Genomic DNA, 15,783 nt, shown 5'->3' with positions numbered 1-15,783 from the left:
ATCGATACAGTGGGGGTATGACAGCACTCGGCTTACCGATCACCGCTCCTGGCGCGGAGGTGGACTTCGACGCCCTGAGCCCGCAGGATGCGGCCACCTACGCCGGATGGTTCGCCTGCCTGGCCGAACCCACCCGGGTGCGGCTGCTGCACCACGTCGCCGCCCATCCGTCCGGCATCACCGTCGGCGAACTCGCCGACAGGCTCGGGATCGGCCAGCCCACCATCTCCCATCACGTCCGCAAACTCGCCGACGTCGGCTTCGTCACCACCGGAAAACACGGCACCAGCACCGTGGTGCGGATCAACCCGAGCTGCTGCAGCGACCTGCCCAGTGCCGCCGACGCGGTCATGGGGGTGCTCACCGCCCGCCCGTGCTGCCCCGAGGACGTCCCCGCCGACGTGGCCGTGCGCCCACTCGCAGGCGGTGACTGGGAGGCGGTGCGCCGCATCTACGGCGACGGCATCGCCACCGGCACCGCGACGTTCACCACCGAGGCCCCCAGCCGCAACCATCTCGAGCAGCAGTGGCTGCCCGAGCATCGCTGGGTCGCCGAGATCGACGGTCAGGTGGTCGGCTGGGCGGCGTTGAGCCCGGTGTCGACCCGCGAGTGCTACCGCGGGGTAGCCGAGAACTCGGTGTATGTCGGCGACGGCATGCGCGGGCGCGGCGTCGGCAAGGCCCTGCTGCGCACCCAGGTCATCGCCGCCGATGCGGCCGGGTTGTGGACGTTGCAGACCTCGATCTTCCCGGAGAACCGGGCCAGCCTGGCGCTGCACCATTCGGCGGGCTTCCGCACCGTGGGTGTACGCGAACGTATCGGCCGGCTCGACGGCATCTGGCGCGACACGGTGCTGCTCGAACGCCGCTCCGAGGCCGTTTCCGCCGCCGAGAACTAGTGAAAGCGACTCAGATGAAGATGGACATCGAACTGCTGTACTTCGACGGCTGCCCGAACTGGGAGGAGGCCCGGGGCCGCCTCGCCGAGGCCCTGGCCGCGACCGGCAACGCCGGTACCCCCGATCCGGCTGCGCCGTATCGAGACCCCGGAGGCCGCCGAACGCGCCGCCTTCCCCGGATCCCCGACCATCCGCATCGACGGGACCGATCCGTTCGGCCCCACCGACGGTGTCGGGTTGACCTGCCGCGTCTACCGCACCGCCGACGGGCTCGAGGGTGCCCCTAGCACCGCCGATCTGATCACCGTGCTGCGGCTCGGTAGGGATCCGGTGTCGCACGTGTGAGCGGTGCACCGCCGATGGACTCCCAACAGGCGTCGACCCGGCGACGATCAGGTCATCGAGAGTGCCAGGACACTCAGGCGCGGGCGACGTCGAGAACGAGCTCGGCGATCAGCGCCTCGACCTTGACTTGATCTCGTCGCGGATCGGACGCACCGCCCCCACCCCTCGGCCGGCCGGATCCTTGAGCACCCCATCCCGATACGACGTGCCCGGAAACCACCGGGCACGTGTCACCGCGAATGTCGCGCACCGTCTCGAGCGACTCGTCGTCCGGATCGATCAGTCGAGGTAGCGCATATCTTCGGGAAGGGGCTACTGTCGCACGCCACCGTCGACAGCACCGACGTTGTCGGCCCGGGCGGAGCGGCGAACGCTCGCCGACCTCGGCGTCACCGCGGCGGATCGTGGCGATCTGCTGTCTCTTGCGCCCGCCGACCCGGCCCGAGACCCGCACCTGCCTTCGGTCGGCAGTACGAGAGTGCGGTCAGCGCTGTGGTTCCAGCCCGGTCAGGATGATCGCAACAAGCCGGCGCACGGCAGCGGGTGAGTCGAGCCCTTCGGCCGCCGAGATTGCGTGCAGCACGTATCGGGTCAGCTCATCGGCAGTGGCATCGTCGCGGATTTCACCCGCCCCCGCTGCGTCGGTGAGCAGGTCTCGGACGAATTCGTGCAGACGTTGCTGGGCGTCCACCGTGTGCTCACCGCGATGCAGCCCGGCCGCGATCGCCCCGCCGGGATGATGAGCGAGGATCTGGGCATATGCCGCGAGCACCGCCGCGAGCCGGGCGCCGGGGCCGGCGGCGTGATCGCGGATCTCAGCGAGATGGTGCAGATGACCGGTGATCTGGCGTTCGTGCCAGGCGGACAGGACAGCGTCGACGTCGGCGAAGTACTTGTACAGCGTGGCCCGGCCGGTCCCGGTGCGTTCGGCGATCTTCGACATCGTCACCGCGGCGAGTCCGGACTCGGCAACCACTGCCGCGGCCGCGTCCATGGTCGCTTCCCGCACCGCACGGCGATGCGAGGCGATGGTCTCGTTCCATAGCTTCGGCACCCCCGAAGCATACGCAGTGGCGCCATATCGACACACTGATGTCGTCTGTGACAGTGTGTATCGAAAGAGTCGTCTTTGTGTTGAGGGGGCTACCGCCGGTGACCGATCCCACTCCCACCTCACCGCCACCGCGCCGCACTGTCGGCGGCCCGGAACACCGCACGCCACGCTGGGTGAAGGTGGTCGCCGTCGTCGTCGGCGTTCTCATCGTGCTGGTCGTCGCCGTGATGCTGCTCAGTGGCGGCAACCACGGTCCGGGCCGGCATCTGTCCGCTCCTGCCGCGGTGATGCACCCGATGATCAGCGCCGACGGCGTCGAGTCCTCACCGGACACATGGACCGGACCGATCCTGCGGTGACGATGACGCCACGGGCGCGCACCCTCGCGCGAGCCGTGCACATCGGTGCCTCGGGAGGATGGCTCGGCGCCGTCATCACCTATCTTGTGGTGGCTGCGGCCACGTTGATCAGCGCCGATCCGGAACAGGTACGCGGGAGCTATCAGGTGATGGCGATGCTCGCCGACGCGATGCTGCTGCCGTTCGCGGTGGCCTCATTGGTCACCGGGTTGATCTGCTCGCTCGGCACCGCGTGGGGGTTGCTGCGCCACTACTGGGTGCTGTTCAAGCTGGTGCTCAACCTGGTCGCCGCTGTCGTTCTGGTGCTCTACACCCGCTCGATCGAACACGCCGCGACCGTCGCGGCGCAGCCGACCTGGTCAGAGGCCGACCGGGCCGTCCTGCAGGATCCGGCCCATCTGGTTCATGCCACCGCCGCGCTGATCGTGGTGCTCGCTGCGCTGGTGCTGGCGGTATACAAGCCGCGCGGGATGACCGCATACGGGCACCGCAGGGCACTGCGGAACCGGGCGGCGCCCAGTGTGTCCGCCTGAGTCGCGGTCGCGACGTTCTGCCTGACAGGCCCCGAGAAGGCACGCCCAAGGCGCGATTCCCCCATTCCGTGTCACCAAGCGCCAGGAGGCGAACGTGGGATCTTGGGCGGAGCGGCCCCTACCGCCAGTCCTCGTGCCGCAGAGCGTCTGGGCCGGTGTCAGTCCTCAACCCAAGGTCAGGGAGCGGTCGCCGAAATCGGCGACGACGCGCAGGTGACCGCCGAGAGCTTCCACATAGGACTCCAGAGTGCCGAGCTGGGTGTGCCGAAGGTCGCCTCGCTCGATCTGGGAGACCCGGGACTGGGAGATCCCCATCACCTCGGCCACCGCGTCCTGACGAGTCCACCCTTGCTCGCGACGGATCTCCACCAAACGGTGGGCCCGGACTTCTTCCTGCATCGTCTTGCTGGCATTGCTGACGGCCTGCTCATCGAGTTTCTCGGCGACCTCCGCCCGCACCTCGCGCCAGTGTCGAGCCATGTTCCACACCTCCTGGTGCCTTAGCGTTTTTGCTCTTCGAGCCACATGTCGTAGCGATCCTCGGCTATGGGGATGTTGTCGATGTACCACTGTTTCCATTCGCCGGCCTTGTCTCCTGCGATCAGCAGGACCGCCTGCCGCTGGGGATCGAACACGAACAGGATCCGGATGGAGGTTCCACTGGGGCGCAGCTCTTTCATATTGTGGACTCGGGAACCTTTGACCTTGTCCACCACAGGCCGACCCAACGTCGGCCCTTCACGTTCCAAGTAATCAATGGCGGCGGTGACAGCAGCCGCGTCGCCGTCATCGGATTCGACCAGACGGAGGTACCACTGCTCCACGTCGTCCAGGAGCACAACCTCGCACTCCATGGACCGACCGACCTCCGCAATCCTGTGTGACCCTTCGTGGCCAGTGAGCCACCAACAATATAACGCTGAACTTCTATTTTTGGTAGAGGTGCGCCTCACATACTCCGGTCAGGACCGGACTAAACGGGCGATGGCGTCGGTGGCTTCCTTGATCTTCGCGTCCGCTTCCGGTCCGCCGGCGACGGCGGCGTCGACGACGCAGTGACTGATGTGGTCTTCGAGCAGGCCCATCGCGACGGCCTGCAGAGCCTTGGTCATCGCCGAGACCTGCGTGAGGATGTCGATGCAGTACTTCTCGTCTTCGACCATGCGCTGGAGTCCGCGGGCCTGGCCCTCGATGCGCTTGAGTCGTTTGAGGTAGTCGTCCTTGGCGGTGATGTATCCGTGTCCCGCGTGCTCATGGCAGTCGGCTTCGGGAGCCTCGGGTGGTGTGGCCGCGGGGGTGGGGGTGGCCATGGTGTCCTCCTGGAATCCGGCTGTCACGGCGGGCATCGTCGATTATGTCCGTCGGGGGGTATGCGGACGGTTCAGGTGCGAATCCTCCACGCGGTGGCCGATCGCCGCTGCGGCGCACCCGGCTGCGCACCGGGCCGCCGCCCGGGCGGCGGGATGGCGGACGATCCGGAGCAGAGCCGTGGTCACTGTCGACATGTTCTTTCTCCTGGTCGTGCGGTGCTGAACGAGGCAGGTGTGTGGCGCGGCGCGCCACACACCGGTTCCCGTGTGTCTTCGGGTGCTTCCGGTCCGATTACCGTGCGGTTCAGTGGAATCGGCGCAGTCGCAGGCTGTTGCTGACCACGAACACCGACGAGAAGGCCATGGCGGCGCCCGCGATCATCGGGTTGAGCAGACCCATCGCCGCCAGTGGCAGTGCGGCGACGTTGTAGGCGAAGGCCCAGAACAAGTTGCCCTTGATGGTGCCGAGGGTGCGACGGGACAGGCGGATCGCATCCGCTGCCGCCCGCAGGTCACCGCGGACGAGTGTCAGATCGCTGGCCTCGATCGCGACGTCGGTGCCGGTGCCCATCGCGAGCCCGAGATCGGCCTGGGCGAGGGCGGCGGCGTCGTTGATCCCGTCGCCGACCATGGCGACGACCTTGCCCTGATCCTGGAGACGCTTGACGACGTCGACCTTCTCCGCAGGCAGAACCTCCGCAATGACCTCGTCGATCCCGACTTCACCTGCGATGGTCCGGGCTGCAGCGGCGTTGTCTCCGGTCAGCATGATCGGCGTCAGCCCGAGACCGCGCAGCTGGGTGATTGCTTCGGCGGAGGTCGGTTTGACGGCGTCCGCGACCACCAGGACCGCGCGGGCGGCACCGTCCCAGCCGACTGCGACGGCGGTCTTGCCATCGGCTTCGGCGGCCTGCATGGCGTCGGCGAGGTCATCGGGCAGGTGATGCGCGTAGTCGGCGAGCAGTCGCGTGCGGCCGACGAGTACCGCATGACCGTCCACTGTGCCCTGCACCCCAAGTCCCTCGAGGTTGGCGAATTGCTGCACTGCCGGCAGGCCACCCACCTGATCTCGGGCGCCCTTGGCGATGGCCTGTGCGATGGGGTGCTCGGAGGAGTCCTCCACTGCCCCGGCGAGCCGGAGTACCTCGGCTGTGTCCTCGCCCTCGGCGGTGATCACGTCGAGCAGGGTCATCTTGCCGGTGGTGACCGTTCCGGTCTTGTCGAGCACGACGGTGTCGATTCGCCGGGTGGACTCCAGCACCTCGGGGCCCTTGATCAGGATGCCGAGCTGGGCGCCGCGGCCGGTACCGACCATCAATGCGGTCGGGGTTGCCAGGCCGAGGGCGCAGGGGCACGCGATGATCAGCACGGCGACGGCGGCGGTGAACGCGGCGGCGACCGAGCCGCCGGTGCCGAGCCAGAATCCGAGGGTGGCCACCGCCAGGGCGATCACGATCGGGACGAAGATCCCGGAAATTCTGTCGGCCAGCCGCTGGGCCTGGGCCTTCCCCGTTTGGGCGTCCTCGACGAGCCGGGCCATCTGGGCGAGCTGCGTGTCGGATCCCACGCGGGTGGCGCGCACGAGGATTCGTCCGCCCACGTTGACGGTGGCACCGACGACCTGGTCGTCCGGACCGACTTCCACCGGGACGGATTCGCCGGTGATCATGGCTGCATCCACTGCGGAAGAGCCGTCGACGACGACACCGTCGGTGGCGATCTTCTCTCCGGGGCGGACTACGAACTCGTCGCCGACGGTGAGCTGATCGACCGGGATGCGTTGTTCGACTCCGTCCCGGAGAATCGAGACTTCCTTGGCGCCGAGGTCGAGCAAGGCGCGCAGTGCGGCGCCGGCGCGGCGTTTGGCGCGAGCCTCGAAATACCGGCCGGCGAGGATGAAGGTGGTGACCCCGGCAGCGGCCTCGAGATAGATGTTGCCGGTGCCATCGGTTCGGGCGATGGTGAATTCGAAGGGGTGCGTCATGCCGGTCACGCCGGCGGTGCCCCAGAACAGCGCGTAGATCGACCAGCCGAGAGCTGCGAGGGTGCCGATGGACACCAGGGTGTCCATGGTGGCGGTACCGTGCCGGAGATTGATGTAGGCGGCCTTGTGGAACGGCCATGCACCCCACACGACCACCGGGGCAGCGAGGGTGAGCGAAAGCCACTGCCAGTTCGGGAACTGCAATGCCGGGATCATGGCCATGGCGATCACCGGGACGCTGAGGACCAGCGAAACCAGTAGCCGCTGTCGGAGAGCGGCGGTCGGATCGGGTTGCGCAGCGGGTGCGGATTCGGTGGCGGTGGGGGGCGCAGGAACCGAAGCCGTGTATCCGGCCTGCTCGACGGAGGCGACCAGGTCGGATGCCGAGATGTCACCGACATAGTCGACACGTGCCTTCTCGGTCGCATAGTTCACCGAGGCCGTGACGCCGTCCATCTTGTTGAGCTTCCGCTCGATCCGGTTGGCGCAGGACGCGCAGGTCATGCCCCCTATATCGAGTTCGATCCGGCCGTCGGCGGGATGCGTGACGGGATTCACCTGTGTGCTCCTCTCGAACTGCGATGGTCAGTGTCCGTGCCCGGCAGGAGCCGGATCGGTGGTGTCGAGCGTGGGTGTGGTGTCGAGCGTGGGTGTGGTGTCGGTGTGGGTCGTCGGGGTGGCCTCGGGGCCGAACGCAGCGCCTGCCCCGAAGGCGAGTGCGAAGACCACGGCCAGTCCGGCGGTGAATCCAGCAAACTTCGATGACGCCTTCATCGTGAGAATCTCCTGTCCGGGTCCGATAGGTGGGGTTGACTCGAGCGGGTTGTCAGTCGGCGAGCTGGTAGCCGGCTTCGTTGACTGCTGCGGCGATGACGGCACGGTCGACCTCGGCCGACGAGTCGATCTCGACCCGGCCGCTGGCCACATCGACGTTCACACCGGTTACCTGGGGAATCCGGCCGATTTCTTCACGGACCGACGAGGCGCAGTGTCCGCAGGTCATGCCGGTCACGGTGATGGTGGTGGTGGCGCTCATGTCGAAACCTCTTCTCGATCGATGGGGGACACAGAATCCGTGTCGGGGCAGTCTCCTGGTCGGAACCACAGCCATTTTTACCATACCCCCCTAGGGTATGCAATGGAGATGATGTTGCCCTGCGTTCGCTGCGGTCGAGCCGTTGTACTCCGTGCACCGAAAGGAGTGTCTGCAAAGGTATTTTCAGGAATCAAGACGGATAGGACCCGTCCCGCGCCTCAACCGGGCTTCTTTGCTTCGTTCAGGTCAGAGATACCCCTTACCCGTATCTGTTGCGCAGTGTTGGGGTCGGCGCAGTATTGGGGGCCGCAGTTGCTGCCGGCCGGTACATCGGAGAGGACCACGCTGGGACCGCGTGGTCCCCACTGGAATGTGTCTGCAGTTCCGCAGGGCCCGGGCCACTGCTCACCGGGGTCAGTTCAGCGGATAGAGCATCTGCGCGGTCGCGGCGTAGGCAGTGTCGAAGTCGACGGCGAGCACTGCTTCGACCGGCCCGAGCACCGCATGCTGCTCCCAACTCTGGCCAGTACGGCTGCGCCACGCAGCGCCGGCCGTGTCGATGCCCCACACTGAGCCGTCCTGCGCGGCAGACAGCAACGCCAGCGGTGGGGCGTCCGGCACCACAGTGAAGGTGCGCCCGCCGTCGGTGCTGTGCTGCAGCCCGGCGGTGGTGCTCGCCCACACCCCGGCGTCGGTGACGGCGAGCGCGGCCGCAGCCACCGGAGCGCCCGCGGTCCAGCTGCTGCCACCGTCGGTGGAGATCAGCAATCCGGTCACGCCGTCGAAGCCGACCAGCAGTTCACCGTCGGTGGCCAAGGCGTGAAAATCCACCTCGCCGGTCAAGGATTTCGGCGTCCAGGTGCGGCCGCGATCAGTGCTGTCGATCAGCCCTAACGGATTCGGCGCCGAACTCGACGGACCCGGATGCCCGGACGCGAACAGACGGTCGGTGCCCGGCGTCCCGGTCAGTCCCATGAAGTCGTCGTCGGAGTCACCGACGCGGGTGGTGCGCCCGTTCGCGGTGATCTCGACGAGGCCGGTGTGGGTACCGGCCAGCACCACACCGCCGGAATCGAGGTGCAGACCGTGCAGATGATCGAGTGCCGGTTCCAACGCGACGCCGGGCACCTCCGAGGCCACGGGGGACGAAGCCGAACCCGCTGATGCTGCGGGTTGCTCGCCGGTCGCACAACCGGCAAGCACCGCCGCGGCAGCAACAGGCACCAGGACATGCGCCCACCGGCGCAGGGGAAAACTCGACATGAGAAGCAGGAACTCGTTTCGGATCGATCGGGTGACCGGCTCAGGTGTGAGCCAGACGGCTGGGGTCGAGGTCGAGGCGGCGCAACAGTTGGGCGTTGAGCGCCACGACGATGGTCGAGACGGACATGAGAATCGCGGCGACCGCGGGAGAGATCGCGACGCCGGCGAACGCGAGCACACCCGCGGCCAAGGGCACGGCGATGATGTTGTAGCCGGTGGCCCACACCAGGTTCTGCCACATCTTGCGATAGCTGGCATGCGAGAGTGCGATGATCGAGAGCACCGCTCGCGGATCGTTCGCTGCGAGCACGACCCCGGCGGATTCGATGGCCACATCGGTGCCGGCGCCGATCGCGACACCGACATCGGCGCGGGCCAGGGCAGGGGCGTCGTTGACGCCGTCGCCGACCATGGCGACCGTGTGCCCGCGCTGCTGCAGTTCGGTGACCTTGGCGTCCTTGTGCTCGGGCAGCACCTCGGCGAAGACTTCGTCGATCCCGAGGTCGGCTGCCACGGCGTCGGCGACCTGCCGGGCGTCGCCGGTGATCATGGCGACCTTGACCCCGCGGGCGTGCAGGGCGTCGATGGCCTGACGGGATTCCTCGCGGACGGCGTCTTCGAGCGCGATGGCCCCGAGGACTCGGTCCCCTTCGGCGAGGTGCAGCACCGAGGCTCCGCGCGCCACCCACTGCCCGGTCACGGCGGTGACGTCGGCGGGCACCGACAACCGCAGATCGCTGAGCATGGCCGGGCCGCCGATGGTGATTTCGGTGCCGTCGACGAGGGCGCGCACCCCGCGGCCGGGCAGCGACCGGAAGTCGGTGGCGGCGATCCGCTCGTCTGCTGGGACACGGGTCTCGGCGGCGGCGACGATGGCCCGGGCGACGGGGTGTTCACTGTCGGCTTCGACGGCCGCAGCCAGCGCGAGCAGGTGCTCGTCGGTGATCTGGTGGGCGCTGGCGACGCCGGTGACCTGATGCCGGCCCTGGGTCAAGGTGCCGGTCTTGTCGAACAGGACCACGTCGACGGTGCGCATGCGTTCGAGCGAGAGCCGGTCTTTGACCAGCACCCCGGATTTGGCGGCGCGTTCGGTGGAGATCGCGATCACCAGCGGGATCGCCAATCCGAGAGCGTGGGGGCAGGCGATGACGAGCACGGTGACGGTACGGACCACCGCTTCGTCGACGTTACCGACGAGCAGCGTCCAGATCGCGAAGGTGAGAACGCCCGCGATGGTGGCGAAGTAGAACAGGAACGCCGCGGCCTTGTCCGCCAATGCTTGCGCACGCGACGAGGAGGCCTGCGCGTCGGCGACCATCCGCTGGATACCGGCCAGGGCCGTGTTCTCGCCGACCGCGGTGATGCGCACCCGCAGGGCGCTGTCGGTCGCGACGGTGCCGGCGACCACCGTGTCACCCACTTCGCGAACCACGGTCTTGGATTCGCCGGTGATCATCGATTCGTCGACTTCGGCGCGGCCGTCGGTGACGGTGCCGTCGGCGGGCACCCGGGCTCCGGCGCGCACCAGCACCAGATCCCCGAGCGCCAGTTCCGACAAGGGCACGTCGGTGGTGCCGGTCTCGGTGATCTTCTCGGCGGTGTCCGGCAGCATCGCGGCGAGTGCGTCGAGGGCGCCGGAGGCGGAGCCGAGGGCACGCATTTCGAGCCAATGCCCGAGCAGCATGATCACGATCAGCAGGGCCAGTTCCCACCAGAAGTCCAGGTTGAACCCGCCGAGACCCAAGGTGGTGACCCAGGACGCGAGGAACGCGACGCTGATCGCCATGGCGATCAGCAGCATCATCCCGGGCCGGCGTGAGCGGAGTTCGGCCCAGCCTCCGGTGAGGAACGGCATGCCGCCGTAGACGAAGATCACCGTGCCCAGCACCGGGGGAATCCACATGGCGCCGGGGAAGTCCGGCATGGTGTAGCCGAGCAGGTCGGCGACCATGTGACTGAAGAACACCACCGGTATCGCCAGCACCAGCGACACCCAGAACCGGCGGCGGAACATCTCCCCGTGTGCACCGTGCCCGGCGTGCCGATCGTGACCATCGTGCCCGGCGTGCCGATCGTGCCCGGTGTGCTCACCCGGTCCGACGTGGGCGAGGTGCTCGCCGTGCCCGGGGTGAGCATCGTGCTCGTCGGGGGGCGGGCTCTGGGCATCGGCGCCGTGAACGTGTCCGGCGGGCGCCGGGTCCGGGTGGGGGTGTCCGTGCTGCGGGTGCGACATCGAAAGCCTCCTGGGATGGCGAACGGGCCGAGAGGAACCGGGCGGGGCGTGGTTACAGGGTGCTCAGCAGCTCACGCATGGTCTCGATCTCCTGCTGCTGGGTGTCGACGATGGTGCGGGCCATCTCGACGGCGTCGGGGAACTGTCCGTCCTCGATCTCGGTCTGCGCCATGTCGACGGCGCCTTCGTGGTGGGCGATCATCTGCTCGAGGAACAGTCGGGCGGCGTCGGCGGCTTGCGCATCGGACAGCGCCTGCATGTCCTCCTCGCTCATCATCCCCTCCATACCTTCCATACCTTCCATGCCGCCGTCCATGCCCTCGTCCATGCCGGGCATGTCGTGGCCTGTTTCGGGCATCTCGGTGGGCTCGCCCCACTGCCCGAGCCAGGACTCGAGTTGTTCGATCTCCGGGCCCTGAGCGGCCTTGATCTGCTCTGCCAGGGCGGTCACGTCGGCGGGGATGTCCTGCTTGGCCAGCAGCATGTCGCTCATCTCGATCGCCTGACTGTGGTGCGGCAGCATCATCTGCGCGAACATCACGTCGGCGTCGTTGTGCGCCGCGGCCTCGTCGGTAGCCGAGGTGGTGGCCGAGGTCGTCGCGGGCGAGGTCGCGACGGTGGTGTCGGTGTCGGTCCCGGTGTCACTGCACGCGGCCGCGGCGAACACCACCGCCAGTGCGGTGGCGCCGACGGCGAGAATCTTCTTGTTGTTCATGGGATGTGGTCCTTTCTCGAACGGTCACAGACCGCCATGGCACCGGGGCCCGGGCACGGCCGGTCGGCAGGCGGGGATCAGGCCAGGTAGGACACGGTGGTCATCATTCCCGCTTCCTGGTGATACGCGTTGTGGCAGTGCAGGGCCCACTGGCCCGGGTTGTCGGTGTCGAATTCGATCTCCACGGTGCGCATCGGCCCGATCGTGACGGTGTCCTTGAGCAGGCCGGTGTCGGTGAGCGCGAAAGTGTGCCCGTGCAGGTGCATCGGGTGGAACATGTCCGACATGTTCCGCATCCGCATGCGCACCCGCTGCCCTTCGTTGACGTTCAACGGCGGGATGTCGGGGTGGGCGCGGCCGTTGAGGGTCCACCGGTACGGCGACATGGTCCCGCCCATGTCCACGCTGTGATACACATCGTGCTCCTTCTCGGCCAGGCGCACATATTCCCGGGGCGCGAGGTCGATGCCGAGCAGCACCTGCCGGTCCAGCTCGCCCGGGCGGGTCTGTGCGGGCAGCTCCCCGACCGCGGTGCGTACAAGGGCCTGCCCGTGCCCGGTCTTCCCTTCGGCCTGCGCGAACAACGGGAAGACGCCGTCGCCGAGGGTGACGAGCACATCGACACGCTCGCCCATGCCCAGCAGCAGCGCGTCGGTGTCCTGCGGCACGACCGGGAAGCCGTCGGTGTGGGTGACGGTCATCCGGTGCCCGCCGAGCGCGACGCGGAAGGCGGTGTCGGCGCCGGCGTTGATGAACCGGATCCGCGCCCGCTGCCCGGGTGTCGCGGTGAACACGATCGGGTCCTCGGGGACGCGCCCGCCGACGAGGAAGTGCGGGTAGGTCACGTCTCCGGCGCCGCCGAGCAGTGGGGAGAGCATGGTTTCCTCGCCCATGTCCATGCCGTCCATGTCCATGGCGCCGTGGTCCATGGCGCCGTGGTCCATGCCGCCCATCCCGCCGTTGCCACTGTCACCGGTGGCGGCGCCGATGCCGAGGTCGCGGGCCACGTCGTCGGGGGTGCGGCCGGTGCCGTCGAGCCAGTCGTCGAGCACCACGATCCATTCGTGGTCGTAGCCGCCGGGCTCGTTCGGGTCGTCGATGACCAGGGGCCCGTAGAGGCCGCGGTCGAGCTGCAGTCCGGAGTGCGAGTGGTAGAAGTAGGTGCCCGGATCCGGGACCGTGAACTCGTAGGCGAACCGGGCCCCGGGGGCGATGGGGTCCTGGGTCAGCCCGGGCACCCCGTCCATGTCGTTGCTCAACGCCAGGCCGTGCCAGTGCACACTCGTCTCCGCCGGCAGCTGGTTGTCCACCTCCACCCGCAGCAAGTCTCCGGCGCGGGCCCGGATCAGCGGACCGGGCAGAGTGTCGTCGTATCCCCAGGTCGAGACGATGCGTCCGCCGAGGTCCACCTCGATCGGACGCGGCGTCAACCGGGCCGAGACCACCTGCTGGCCGCCCGGGCGGCGGCGCGCCTGCTCGACACGGCGGACCGCATTCGACGTCGGCTGCACAGGGGCGCCGGTCGGCGAGCCCGATCCGGAGCAGGCCGCCACGATTCCGGCTCCGGCGAGGACCGAGCCGAGAAGGAAGGATCGGCGGGTCACGCTAGCCACGGCCCTGCCCCTGCCTGAATTCGGGCATGCCGGTGGTCTGTGTCAGCACCTGCCGACGGGCCACGAATTCGTCGGAGTCGATGTCGCCGCGGGCGAACCGTGCCTCGAGCAGCCGCAGCGGATCGGCCTCCACGGTGGCGCGGCCCGGCCCGTTCACACGATCGGTGCGGAACATCATGGCCACCAGATAGAGCACCACCGCCCAGAACGCGAACATGCACACGGCCATGACGACCCATCCGGTCCAGGTCAGCTCACCTGCCCAGCCCATCATGATCGCCTCCTTTCTCCGTTCATGTCTTCAGCCTGACGCCCGTACCCCCCGATTCCTGTGGAGGTCGTATGAAGATTTGCTCAAGAAACCCCACCGCGTCGTCGACAGCGATACTCGCCGGTGAAGATGGACGCCATGGACTCCTCCGCTCGCCCTCTGACTGCGGCCAGCGACCCGGCGCCGCCGCCGCGTCCCGCGACGGGGTTGCGGGCGATGGTCGTCGAGGACGAGGCACCGTTGGCGAACCTGATCGGCTCGTATCTCGAACGCGACGGGTTCGAGACCGCGATCACCGGTGACGGCGCCGACGCCGTTACCCTCGCCCGGCAGGTCGACCCCGACGTCGTGGTCCTCGATCTCGGTTTGCCAGGAGTCGATGGGGTCGAGGTGTGCCGGCAACTGCGGACCTTCTCCGACGCCTATGTCGTGATGCTCACCGCCCGCACCGAAGAAATCGATACCCTCATCGGGCTGTCGGTCGGCGCGGACGACTACATGAGCAAACCGTTCAGCCCCCGCGAGCTGATGGCCCGCATCCAGGCCATGCTGCGCCGTCCCCGCACCGGGATCGCCGCACCCGGACCGGCCGAGAACACCACCGGCGCTGATCCGATCCACCGTGTCGGGAACCTGACCCTCGACATCGATGGCCGCGAGGTCACCGTCGACGGGAAGCCAGTGCCCTTGACCCGCACCGAGTTCGATGTTCTGGCCGCGTTGGCACGCGATCCCGGCGTGGTGCTCACCCGGGCCCAGCTGATCGAGGCAGTGTGGGGGCCGAGCTGGACCGGCGACGCGCATCTGGTCGACGTACACATCGGTCATCTGCGCCGCAAACTCGGCGACGACGCGACCCGCGGCCGCTACGTGCGCACCGTCCGTGGAGTCGGCTACCGGATGGGCACGGGAGCATGAATCCCCAGATCCCCGCTCCACGAGGGTCGGTGCGGCGGGCACTGGCGGGGTCGAGTTTCGGCACCCGATTGTTCCTGGCCCTGACCGTGGTGGTGGTCGGCTGCGCCGCCAGTGCCTGGCTCGTCGCCTCCGCCCTTGCGCCGGGTATCTTCCACGATCACCTCGGTCAGGCCGGCATCGACCACAACTCCAGCCAGGCCGCCCATGTCGAAGAGGCGTTCGCCTGGGCAATCGTCCTGGCGTGGGGTCTGGCGGTGGGGATCGCGGTGCTGCTGGCGTTGGCGGTGAGCTGGTACATCACCCGCCGTGTCCAACGCTCGCTGACCGCGGTGACCACCTCGACCGCCCGGATCGCCGGCGGCCGGTACGACACCCGCGTAACCAGCCCCGGACTCGGCCGCGAATTCGACGACCTTGCCCTCACCGTCAACGAACTCGCCCGCCGCCTCGACGCCACCGAAAGCACCCGTCGCCGGATGCTCGCCGACCTCGGCCACGAGATGCGCACCCCGATCGCCACCCTCGACTCCTATCTCGAAGCCCTCGACGACGGCGTCCGCACCTTCGACGACGACACCCGACAGATCCTACGCGCCGCCACCCACCGGCTGGGTCGTCTCGCCCAGGACATCACCGCGGTATCGCGCGCCGAAGAACACCTCACCCGCATCCGGCCGGTGCCCACCACCACCGGCGCCCTCGTCACCGCCGCGGTCGATGCGGTGCACGAACGGTACGACAGCAAAGGCGTCGCACTGCACAGCCGTGTCGACGACTCCGTGGTCGTGACGGTCGATCCCGACCGGCTCGGTCAGGTCCTGGGCAACCTGCTCGACAATGCCCTGCGCCACACCGCCTGTGGCGGCACGGTCACCGTCGCCAGCAGAAAAGCGCACACCGACAGGGTGGAGATCACGGTGGCCGACACCGGCGAGGGCATTGCCGCCGATCACCTCGACCACCTCTTCGACCGGTTCTACCGCGCCGATACTGCCCGCGATCGCCGACACGGCGGCAGCGGTATCGGCCTGACCATCACCCGTGCCCTCGTCGAGGCCCACCACGGGCGCATCCGAGCACACAGTGACGGGCCGGGCCGTGGGGCACGCTTTACGATCGAACTGCCCGTCATTGCAGTCTGACCTCGGAGTCTGCTTCGGTGTTGCCGTATCCGGTACATCTCAATCCGTGGACTCACGACCTCCGAGCGCGGGCCCTCGACTTGAGGGACTGAACGCCTCCGTCATGTT

Annotated in this window: 17 protein-coding genes and 1 pseudogene; 5 read left to right on the top strand and 13 right to left on the bottom strand. The window is 68.1% G+C overall.

Translation table 11 applies throughout. From position 1 onward, the window contains the following. Nucleotides 1–17: 17 nt before the first annotated feature. Nucleotides 18–899, top strand: coding sequence for a helix-turn-helix domain-containing GNAT family N-acetyltransferase (locus tag G4H71_RS14335; RefSeq protein WP_072738932.1), 882 nt, complete (start codon nt 18–20; stop codon nt 897–899). Between the two features lie 418 nt (nt 900–1,317). On the opposite strand, the pseudogene G4H71_RS22655 reads toward G4H71_RS14335, so the two are convergent. Both G4H71_RS22655 and G4H71_RS14325 read right to left on the bottom strand, forming a co-directional pair. After that, nucleotides 1,318–1,479, bottom strand: a pseudogene (locus tag G4H71_RS22655) (heat-shock protein HtpX); the annotation flags it as partial. A gap of 249 nt (nt 1,480–1,728) precedes the next feature. Beyond that, nucleotides 1,729–2,298, bottom strand: coding sequence for a TetR/AcrR family transcriptional regulator (locus tag G4H71_RS14325; protein ID WP_072738931.1), 570 nt, complete (start codon nt 2,296–2,298; stop codon nt 1,729–1,731). Nucleotides 2,299–2,396: 98 nt separating this feature from the next. Here G4H71_RS14325 and G4H71_RS14320 point away from each other — a divergent pair, with 98 nt between their 5' ends. Together G4H71_RS14320 and G4H71_RS14315 are read left to right on the top strand one after the other, a co-directional pair. Further along, nucleotides 2,397–2,657 carry a hypothetical protein gene (locus G4H71_RS14320; protein ID WP_072738930.1) on the top strand — a complete coding sequence of 87 codons (261 nt, stop codon included), beginning with the start codon at nt 2,397–2,399 and terminating at the stop codon, nt 2,655–2,657. Then, nucleotides 2,633–3,190, top strand: a complete 558-nt coding sequence (locus G4H71_RS14315) for a DUF2269 domain-containing protein (protein WP_246442139.1) — start codon at nt 2,633–2,635, stop codon at nt 3,188–3,190. Before G4H71_RS14320 ends, G4H71_RS14315 begins: the two co-directional genes overlap by 25 nt. A 165-nt stretch (nt 3,191–3,355) precedes the next feature. On the opposite strand, the gene relB is transcribed toward G4H71_RS14315, so the two are convergent. The 11 genes from relB to G4H71_RS14260 form a co-directional block, all read right to left on the bottom strand. Further along, on the bottom strand, nt 3,356–3,670 hold the full coding sequence (relB, locus tag G4H71_RS14310; protein WP_072739026.1) for a type II toxin-antitoxin system RelB family anti-toxin: 315 nt from the start codon (nt 3,668–3,670) through the stop codon (nt 3,356–3,358). A 20-nt stretch (nt 3,671–3,690) separates the two neighbouring features. Next, entirely contained in the window at nt 3,691–4,044 is a 354-nt protein-coding gene (locus G4H71_RS14305) for a type II toxin-antitoxin system RelE/ParE family toxin (protein ID WP_072738929.1), read from the bottom strand. 108 nt (nt 4,045–4,152) lie between these two features. Continuing rightward, nucleotides 4,153–4,500: a metal-sensitive transcriptional regulator gene (locus G4H71_RS14300; RefSeq protein ID WP_072739025.1), complete on the bottom strand. Its 348-nt coding sequence runs from the start codon at nt 4,498–4,500 to the stop codon at nt 4,153–4,155. Nucleotides 4,501–4,804: 304 nt separating this feature from the next. Further along, nucleotides 4,805–7,042, bottom strand: a complete 2,238-nt coding sequence (locus G4H71_RS14295) for a heavy metal translocating P-type ATPase (protein WP_255314914.1) — start codon at nt 7,040–7,042, stop codon at nt 4,805–4,807. A 27-nt stretch (nt 7,043–7,069) separates the two neighbouring features. Further along, nucleotides 7,070–7,258 carry a hypothetical protein gene (locus G4H71_RS14290; RefSeq protein ID WP_072738928.1) on the bottom strand — a complete coding sequence of 63 codons (189 nt, stop codon included), beginning with the start codon at nt 7,256–7,258 and terminating at the stop codon, nt 7,070–7,072. A 52-nt stretch (nt 7,259–7,310) separates the two neighbouring features. After that, nucleotides 7,311–7,520: a heavy-metal-associated domain-containing protein gene (locus G4H71_RS14285; protein WP_072738927.1), complete on the bottom strand. Its 210-nt coding sequence runs from the start codon at nt 7,518–7,520 to the stop codon at nt 7,311–7,313. Between the two features lie 414 nt (nt 7,521–7,934). Then, nucleotides 7,935–8,783: a F510_1955 family glycosylhydrolase gene (locus tag G4H71_RS14280; RefSeq protein ID WP_072738926.1), complete on the bottom strand. Its 849-nt coding sequence runs from the start codon at nt 8,781–8,783 to the stop codon at nt 7,935–7,937. A 40-nt stretch (nt 8,784–8,823) separates the two neighbouring features. Next, nucleotides 8,824–11,016, bottom strand: coding sequence for a copper-translocating P-type ATPase (locus G4H71_RS14275; RefSeq protein ID WP_083343217.1), 2,193 nt, complete (start codon nt 11,014–11,016; stop codon nt 8,824–8,826). A gap of 52 nt (nt 11,017–11,068) precedes the next feature. Further along, complete coding sequence (locus G4H71_RS14270) at nt 11,069–11,731, bottom strand: DUF305 domain-containing protein (RefSeq protein ID WP_072738925.1); 663 nt, start codon at nt 11,729–11,731, stop codon at nt 11,069–11,071. A gap of 77 nt (nt 11,732–11,808) precedes the next feature. After that, on the bottom strand, nt 11,809–13,344 hold the full coding sequence (locus G4H71_RS14265; RefSeq protein WP_072738924.1) for a multicopper oxidase family protein: 1,536 nt from the start codon (nt 13,342–13,344) through the stop codon (nt 11,809–11,811). Then, nucleotides 13,337–13,618, bottom strand: coding sequence for an SHOCT domain-containing protein (locus G4H71_RS14260; RefSeq protein WP_072738923.1), 282 nt, complete (start codon nt 13,616–13,618; stop codon nt 13,337–13,339). The genes G4H71_RS14265 and G4H71_RS14260 overlap by 8 nt, the downstream gene beginning before the upstream one ends. A 135-nt stretch (nt 13,619–13,753) precedes the next feature. On the opposite strand from G4H71_RS14260, the gene G4H71_RS14255 reads away from it, so the two are divergent. Both G4H71_RS14255 and G4H71_RS14250 read left to right on the top strand, forming a co-directional pair. Next, a complete protein-coding gene (locus tag G4H71_RS14255) occupies nt 13,754–14,533 on the top strand; it encodes a winged helix-turn-helix domain-containing protein (RefSeq protein ID WP_174561872.1) in 780 nt (259 codons plus the stop codon). Next, complete coding sequence (locus G4H71_RS14250) at nt 14,530–15,675, top strand: sensor histidine kinase (protein ID WP_072738922.1); 1,146 nt, start codon at nt 14,530–14,532, stop codon at nt 15,673–15,675. The genes G4H71_RS14255 and G4H71_RS14250 overlap by 4 nt, the downstream gene beginning before the upstream one ends. Nucleotides 15,676–15,783: the final 108 nt, after the last annotated feature.

Source organism: Rhodococcus triatomae (genome assembly GCF_014217785.1).
In the GTDB taxonomy this organism is placed as follows: domain Bacteria; phylum Actinomycetota; class Actinomycetes; order Mycobacteriales; family Mycobacteriaceae; genus Rhodococcus_F; species Rhodococcus_F triatomae.
The sequence above is the reverse complement of the archived record's forward strand: the minus strand, read 5'-3'. Positions and strand labels throughout refer to the sequence as shown.

Coding starts and splice junctions, on each gene's coding strand:
- G4H71_RS14315 (WP_246442139.1), top strand. CDS start 2,633: ATGGACCGGACCGATCCTGCGGTGACGATGACGCCACGGGCGCGCACC.
- G4H71_RS14260 (WP_072738923.1), bottom strand. CDS start 13,618: ATGATGGGCTGGGCAGGTGAGCTGACCTGGACCGGATGGGTCGTCATG.
- G4H71_RS14285 (WP_072738927.1), bottom strand. CDS start 7,520: ATGAGCGCCACCACCACCATCACCGTGACCGGCATGACCTGCGGACAC.
- G4H71_RS14305 (WP_072738929.1), bottom strand. CDS start 4,044: ATGGAGTGCGAGGTTGTGCTCCTGGACGACGTGGAGCAGTGGTACCTC.
- G4H71_RS14270 (WP_072738925.1), bottom strand. CDS start 11,731: ATGAACAACAAGAAGATTCTCGCCGTCGGCGCCACCGCACTGGCGGTG.
- G4H71_RS14275 (WP_083343217.1), bottom strand. CDS start 11,016: ATGTCGCACCCGCAGCACGGACACCCCCACCCGGACCCGGCGCCCGCC.
- G4H71_RS14335 (WP_072738932.1), top strand. CDS start 18: ATGACAGCACTCGGCTTACCGATCACCGCTCCTGGCGCGGAGGTGGAC.
- G4H71_RS14280 (WP_072738926.1), bottom strand. CDS start 8,783: ATGTCGAGTTTTCCCCTGCGCCGGTGGGCGCATGTCCTGGTGCCTGTT.
- G4H71_RS14290 (WP_072738928.1), bottom strand. CDS start 7,258: ATGAAGGCGTCATCGAAGTTTGCTGGATTCACCGCCGGACTGGCCGTG.
- G4H71_RS14300 (WP_072739025.1), bottom strand. CDS start 4,500: ATGGCCACCCCCACCCCCGCGGCCACACCACCCGAGGCTCCCGAAGCC.
- relB (WP_072739026.1), bottom strand. CDS start 3,670: ATGGCTCGACACTGGCGCGAGGTGCGGGCGGAGGTCGCCGAGAAACTC.
- G4H71_RS14255 (WP_174561872.1), top strand. CDS start 13,754: ATGGACTCCTCCGCTCGCCCTCTGACTGCGGCCAGCGACCCGGCGCCG.
- G4H71_RS14250 (WP_072738922.1), top strand. CDS start 14,530: ATGAATCCCCAGATCCCCGCTCCACGAGGGTCGGTGCGGCGGGCACTG.